We start from the raw sequence: 5,884 nt of genomic DNA on the forward strand, positions 1-5,884 counted from the left end.
CGGCCACCAGACGCTCCAGCGTCCGGACCAGTTCGACACTGCCCGGGCTGCGCTGCGAGTACAGCACGACCACCACGGGCACCTGCATCGAGCGACGCAGGACCTTGGTCTCGAAGTCGGCCTCGGACACCGCATAGTCGCCGGCCGCACCGCCCGCGCCACTCGCGGGCTGCTTCAGGCTGGACAGATCGACCGCGCCGGACATGGCGGCGGCGACGGAGGGCGAAGGACGGCGTGCGGCTGGTCGATTCACAACGTCCAGTTTGTCACGACGTGGCCGACGCGGGCGCCGCGGACTCGGCCGAAATGCCGTTGCTCAGCTCACCCAGCTGACCCGAACGCACCGCCCAGACCTCGAACAGCACAGTGCAGAACGGCGGAATGCTCGACAGCAGCGCGAGCACGGTGGTCTTGGCGTTCCAGCGCAGCTCGCGCGCCGTCACGATCGCGAGGATCACGAACATAATGAACACGATTCCGTGCGTCATGCCGAACACCTTGACCGGCCACATCACCGGCTCGGGAATCCGCTTGAACACCATGCCGATGATCAGCAGCACCCAGGAGATCGCCTCGAGCACCGCAATGAACCGAAACCGCTTGGCCACCGTGCTCAGGTCGAAGACATTGCCCATGCGCCCCATTGTGCCGGATGCACTACGGGCCGTCGTAGTGGAACGAATCACACCCGCACATGTCGCCCACGCGTCGCCGTTACGCAGCGGGCCCCACGCCCACGCTCGGCCCCAGACGCCCACCTCACGGCCCAACACCCTCCACGCCTACAGCAGCAGAGCCCAAACGACTTATGACCGCCCACGATCGGGACGGCCATCAGTCGATGATCTGGCACGGGACGTCGCGTGCCCGCCGTCAGACGCGGACGATCAGCGCGTCACCCTGACCGCCGCCACCGCAGAGCGCTGCCGCGCCCACACCGCCACCACGGCGCTTCAGCTCCAGCACCAGGTGCAGCAAGATGCGCGCGCCCGACATGCCCAGTGGGTGGCCGATGGCGATGGCGCCGCCGTTGACGTTCACCTTCTCCGGGTCTATGCCAAGCTTGCGGGTGGAGGCGATGCCGACCGCGGCGAACGCCTCGTTGATCTCCACCAGATCCAGGTCGGCGGGCGAAATGCCCTCACGGGCGCAGGCCTTGGCAATGGCGTTGGCGGGCTGGTCCTGCAGGGTCGAGTCCGGGCCTGCGACCACGCCTGCCGCGCCGATCTCGGCGATCCAGCTCAGACCGAGCGACTGCGCCTTCTCCTTGCTCATCACGACGACCGCGGCCGCACCGTCGGAGATCTGCGAAGCGGTGCCCGCGGTGATAGTGCCGCTTTTGCTGAAGGCGGGGCGCAACTTGCCGAGCGATTCGGCGGTGGTGTCGGCGCGGATGCCCTCGTCGGTGCTCACCAGCACCGGATCGCCCTTGCGCTGCGGCACCGCGACCGGGACCACCTCGTCGTCGAAGACGCCGTTCTTCCATGCCGCCGCCGCACGCTGGTGCGAGGCCGCCGCGAACGCGTCCTGGTCCGCTCGGCTGATCTGGTCGGTCTCGTTGCGCTGCTCGGTGAGCGCGCCCATGGCCTGGTCGGTGAAGATGTCGTGCAGACCGTCGTAGGCCATGTGGTCGCGCAGCGTCACGTCGCCGTATTTGAAGCCTTCGCGGCTCTTTTCGAGCAGATGCGGCGCCTGGCTCATGGACTCCTGGCCGCCCGCGACGACGATCTCGTACTCTCCGGCCCGGATCAACTGGTCGGCGAGGGCGATCGCGTTGATGCCGGACAGGCAGACCTTGTTCAACGTCAGCGCGGGCACGTCCATCGGGATGCCCGCGGCTACCGCCGCCTGGCGGGCGGGGATCTGGCCCGCGCCTGCGGTGAGCACCTGACCCATGATCACGTAGTCGACCTGGTCGGGCGCGACGCCGCCCTTCTCCAGCGCCGCCTTGATGGCGAAACCGCCCAAATCGGAGCCGCTGAAGTCCTTCAGACCCCCGAGCAGCCGGCCGACCGGGGTACGCGCACCGGAGACGATCACGGAAGTGGTCACGACGAGCCTCGCATTCGTAGATCTGCCCGCGCCTACCCGCGGCGCGAGAGCAAGTTTTCCTACTCAACGGTAGCGGGTCCGGTCCACGCGTCCTGGGCCAGGTCGCGCTACGTTCGACTGGTGAGCACCGTTACGGATCAGTCATCTTTCATCCCCGCGGACTACGTGACCGCGGTCGACCACGTGGGCATCGCGGTGCCCGACCTGGATGCCGCGGTGGCCTGGTACGCCGAGCACCTCGGCATGGTCGAGACCCATCGCGAGGTGAACGAGTCGCAGGGCGTGCACGAGGCCATGCTGTCGCTGCCCGGCGCGCCGGACCGAGCGACCGCCCTGCAATTGCTGGCGCCGCTCAACACGGAGTCCACCATCGCGCGGTTCATCGATCGCAGCGGCCCGGGCTTGCAGCAACTGGCCTACCGGGTGACCGACATCGACGCCGTCTCCGCGTACCTCCGCGCCAAGGGGTTGCGTTTGCTGTACGAGGCTCCACGGCCCGGATCGGCCGATTCCCGCATCAATTTCATCCACCCGAAGGATGCTGGCGGTGTGCTGATCGAGTTGGTCGAACCGAACGCGAATGTTACGCACTAGTATCAAGGTCAGGTCGAGAAAACTCGTTGGAATGACATTCGCAGTCGAGTCACCATCGGGTGTCTTCAGGCTGTAGTTTGTGTGCCATGTCGTCACCCGAGTCCGATCGCAATCGCTTCGTTGCACTGCCCTTCACCGTTGTGCGCAAGGGTTATGCGCAAGACGAGGTGCGTAATTACTTCGACCGCTTCGACGCGGAACTGAGAGTCACCGCCACCGACCGCGATGCCGCTGCGGCACAAGCACGTAACCTCGCAAGCCAGCTGGAAGACGCGCGCGACGAGATCGACGAACTCCGCAAGGAGGTCGACCGACTCTCGGTGCCGCCCACCACCGCGGAAGGCATGTCCGACCGCATTTCCCGCATGCTGCGCCTGGCCTCCGACGAGGCGTCCGAGGTCCGTGCCCTGGCGCAGGCCGAGGCAGCGGAAATGGTGTCGATCGCCGAGCAGCAGGCCACCGAGATGCGTGGCAAGTACGAGTCGCTGCTCGCCGAGACCAAGGAGAAGCGCGAGGCGCTCGAAATCGAATTCGAGCAGACCCTCGCGAACGCACGCACCGAGTCCGCCAAGATCATCGAGGCTGCCCAGGCCGAGGCCGACCGCATCGGCAAGGAAGCCGACGCGAAGCGCAAGGCCAACCAGCAGGACTTCGAGGCCACCATGGCCGAGCGTCGCACCAAGCTCACCCGCGCGATGGAAGAGCTGGAGGCCACCAGCCGCGCCGAGGCCGCCCAGCGGATCAAGGACGCCACCGACGAGGCCAACCGCCTCATCACCTCCGCCACCCAGACCTCCGAGCGCAAGATCGCGCACGCGAAGGAACTGGCCGAGGAGATGCGCGTGCTGCGCGGCCGCGTGCTCGCCCAGCTGCTCGGTATCCGCGGTCAGCTCGACTCGGTGCCCGCGATGCTCGCCGCGGTCAACCGGGAAAGCGAACTGCTGGACGGCGTTCCGGATCAGCGCAAGTCGATCGGCGGCAGCACCAAGTCGGTCACCGGCTCGCGTCAGAAGGCAATCCCCGAGGTCGCCACCGACGACGAGATCGACTCGGACGAGCGCGAGAGCGCCGACATCAGCAACTGACGTCGGGCCAACGGCGACTGAAGCAGTACTCCAACCGAATTCACCGAAGGCCGCCCCGCAACGGGGCGGCCTTCCCTAATTCCAGGGCAGTGAATCCCCACGCCCGCAACCACATTCGCGATCCGCCGAACACCGGCGACAGACATCCGGTGTACCGGGGCAGCATGATCAGACCATGCCGCGCCGTCCATCAGGCGCGCACTCCCCAGGCAGTCAGCGCCGTGGCGCTCCTGGACTCCCTAGGAACTGCGAGACCGGCTTCCGCGGGTCAGGACCACCGCCGGGTGATTCTGCGTGTGCGGCGGCTGTTCCAGCATCCGCGGTGCCAATGCCTGCGATCGTCCTCACCACCGTAGGCGGGCCAGGCGACGATGTGGGCGACGCCAGGCGCGATTTCATGGTCACAGCCGGGGCAACGGTAAGTTTTGATCGCACGAGTGCCGGGGATCGCGCGGACGACATACGTCTCGTCACCGTCCGGTCCCGACTCCGTGCGCCCGAACACGCCCCCGAGCGGCGCGGCAGTCCGCGAGCGATCAGCGTCGCGATCCGAACGCGGTTTCCGGCGGGGCATGCGACAAGCCTATTACCCACTCGCGGGCCGTCCGTACATCCGGTCGCCTACGAACTGGACGCCTCAGAACAGGCGGAATTCGTTGCTCTCCGTGCCACGCAGAGCGTCGTAATCGAGGGTGAGGCAGCGGATGCCGCGATCCTCGGCGAGCGTGCGGGCCTGCGGTTTGATCTGCTGGGCCGCGAAGACGCCGGTGACCGGGGCCAGCAGCGGGTCGCGGTTGAGCAGCTCCAGGTAACGGGTGAGCTGTTCGACGCCGTCGATCTCGCCGCGTCGTTTGATCTCGACCGCGACCGTGCCGCCGTCGGCGTCCCGGCACAGCAGGTCCACCGGTCCGATCGCGGTCATGTACTCGCGGCGGATGAGTGTGTAGCCCGCGCCCAGCGTCTGCACGTGCTCGGCGAGCAACTCCTGCAGGTGGGCCTCCACCCCGTCCTTCACCAAGCCGGGATCGACGCCCAGCTCATGGGAGGAGTCGTGCTCGATGTCCTCGATGGTGATGCGGAGTTCTTCCCCGGCCTTGTTCGAGACCACCCACAGCGCCTCAGCGCCATCAGGGAGCTGGCTGTCGCCGTTGCGTTCCTCCAGCCGGCACGGCGGGCTCATCCAGTTCAGCGGCTTGTACGAGCCGCCGTCGGAGTGCACGAGCACCGAGCCGTCCGCTTTCATCAGTAGCAGCCTGCGGGCCATCGGAAGATGGGCGGTGAGTCGCCCTACGTAGTCGACCTGGCAGCGAGCAATCACTAGGCGCACCCAAGCACTGTAGGTGAGCGCCCAAATGCCGTTGCGGTCAGCCCATCAGCAGCATCGCCGCGAGGAGCGCGCTCACGACGAGCAGCGCGATTTCGACCCGGGTGAGCCTGCGCCGGGCGGTGGTTCTCGCGTGAATCATGCAGAAGCCGGCGGCCGTCCCGATGATAAATGCCACCAGGTGACCGACGTGGGTGAAAGTCTGCCCGATCAGTACGCCCCCGACAGCGACGGCTGACCACGCTGTGGTCCAAGCGATCCGCCACCGCTGCGGCACGGCCGCGATCAGTGCGCCCACCAGCGCCATGGCTCCGTAGCTGATGCCGACGTCTTCTGCCCAACGGACGCTCCCGGGAACCCACCCCGCTTCTACGCCCAACCACAAACCGGCCGCCACAAGCAGCGTGGTGCCGATATGACCGGCCAGGAAGACGCCGACCAAATGCACTGCACCGAAACGGAGTTCCGCAAGGGCGAGCAGACCGGCGAGCAATGGGATGATGACCAAGGCTCCCACGACGTCACCGATCACGAACGCGCTGGACAGCAGCGTCCCCATTCGGCCGCTCAGCAGGTTGTGCAGATTGGTGCTCGCGTGCAGCACAATCCGCGTCTGCGCGGAGTCACTGAGCACCGAGAAAACCGCCGAGACGGCGATCAGCGCCGCCAGATAACCGGCTGTCGCGGGCAATCTCTGCCGCCGCCAACGCGATTGCGCCGACGTGCTGGGATCGAGCGGCGCCGAGGCGTTCGGCGTCGTCGCGACAACCATATCTACCTCCATCGTTCGCATGGTAACCCTGCTCCGTGACGCGAAACCGACTTTTCG

The 5,884-nt window shown here is 66.8% G+C and carries 8 protein-coding genes; 2 read left to right on the top strand and 6 right to left on the bottom strand.

Annotation, left to right across the window (positions count from 1 at the left end; genetic code table 11):
- From NA4_RS14325 to NA4_RS14335, 3 genes are all read right to left on the bottom strand, one after another.
- Positions 1 to 253, bottom strand: a 253-nt coding sequence (locus NA4_RS14325; RefSeq protein WP_507763397.1) for a thioredoxin domain-containing protein, incomplete at its 3' end; no start/stop codon positions are given.
- Between the two features lie 13 nt (positions 254 to 266).
- Positions 267 to 635, bottom strand: coding sequence for a DUF3817 domain-containing protein (locus NA4_RS14330; protein ID WP_067470021.1), 369 nt, complete (start codon positions 633 to 635; stop codon positions 267 to 269).
- 238 nt (positions 636 to 873) lie between these two features.
- Positions 874 to 2,052: an acetyl-CoA C-acetyltransferase gene (locus NA4_RS14335; protein ID WP_067469999.1), complete on the bottom strand. Its 1,179-nt coding sequence runs from the start codon at positions 2,050 to 2,052 to the stop codon at positions 874 to 876.
- A 120-nt stretch (positions 2,053 to 2,172) separates the two neighbouring features.
- Between NA4_RS14335 and mce the strand changes: the two genes are divergently transcribed.
- Positions 2,173 to 2,646, top strand: coding sequence for a methylmalonyl-CoA epimerase (gene mce, locus NA4_RS14340; protein ID WP_067470006.1), 474 nt, complete (start codon positions 2,173 to 2,175; stop codon positions 2,644 to 2,646).
- A gap of 86 nt (positions 2,647 to 2,732) precedes the next feature.
- Positions 2,733 to 3,731: a coiled-coil domain-containing protein gene (locus NA4_RS14345; protein WP_067470012.1), complete on the top strand. Its 999-nt coding sequence runs from the start codon at positions 2,733 to 2,735 to the stop codon at positions 3,729 to 3,731.
- Positions 3,732 to 3,999: 268 nt separating this feature from the next.
- Here the strand turns inward: NA4_RS14345 and NA4_RS42575 are convergent, their stop codons facing one another.
- The 3 genes from NA4_RS42575 to NA4_RS14355 all read right to left on the bottom strand — a co-directional run bounded on the left by NA4_RS42575 (position 4,000) and on the right by NA4_RS14355 (position 5,839).
- Positions 4,000 to 4,305 (bottom strand): Rv1322 family protein, encoded by a 306-nt coding sequence (locus NA4_RS42575; RefSeq protein ID WP_084497086.1) that lies wholly within the window; start codon positions 4,303 to 4,305, stop codon positions 4,000 to 4,002.
- A gap of 63 nt (positions 4,306 to 4,368) precedes the next feature.
- Positions 4,369 to 5,058, bottom strand: a complete 690-nt coding sequence (nucS, locus tag NA4_RS14350) for an endonuclease NucS (RefSeq protein WP_067470014.1) — start codon at positions 5,056 to 5,058, stop codon at positions 4,369 to 4,371.
- A 37-nt stretch (positions 5,059 to 5,095) separates the two neighbouring features.
- Complete coding sequence (locus NA4_RS14355; RefSeq protein WP_245671354.1) at positions 5,096 to 5,839, bottom strand: rhomboid-like protein; 744 nt, start codon at positions 5,837 to 5,839, stop codon at positions 5,096 to 5,098.
- Between the last annotated feature and the right edge of the window lie 45 nt (positions 5,840 to 5,884).

Origin of the sequence: Nocardia amamiensis NBRC 102102, assembly GCF_001612745.1 — a bacterium.
GTDB classification, from domain to species: Bacteria; Actinomycetota; Actinomycetes; order Mycobacteriales; family Mycobacteriaceae; genus Nocardia; species Nocardia amamiensis.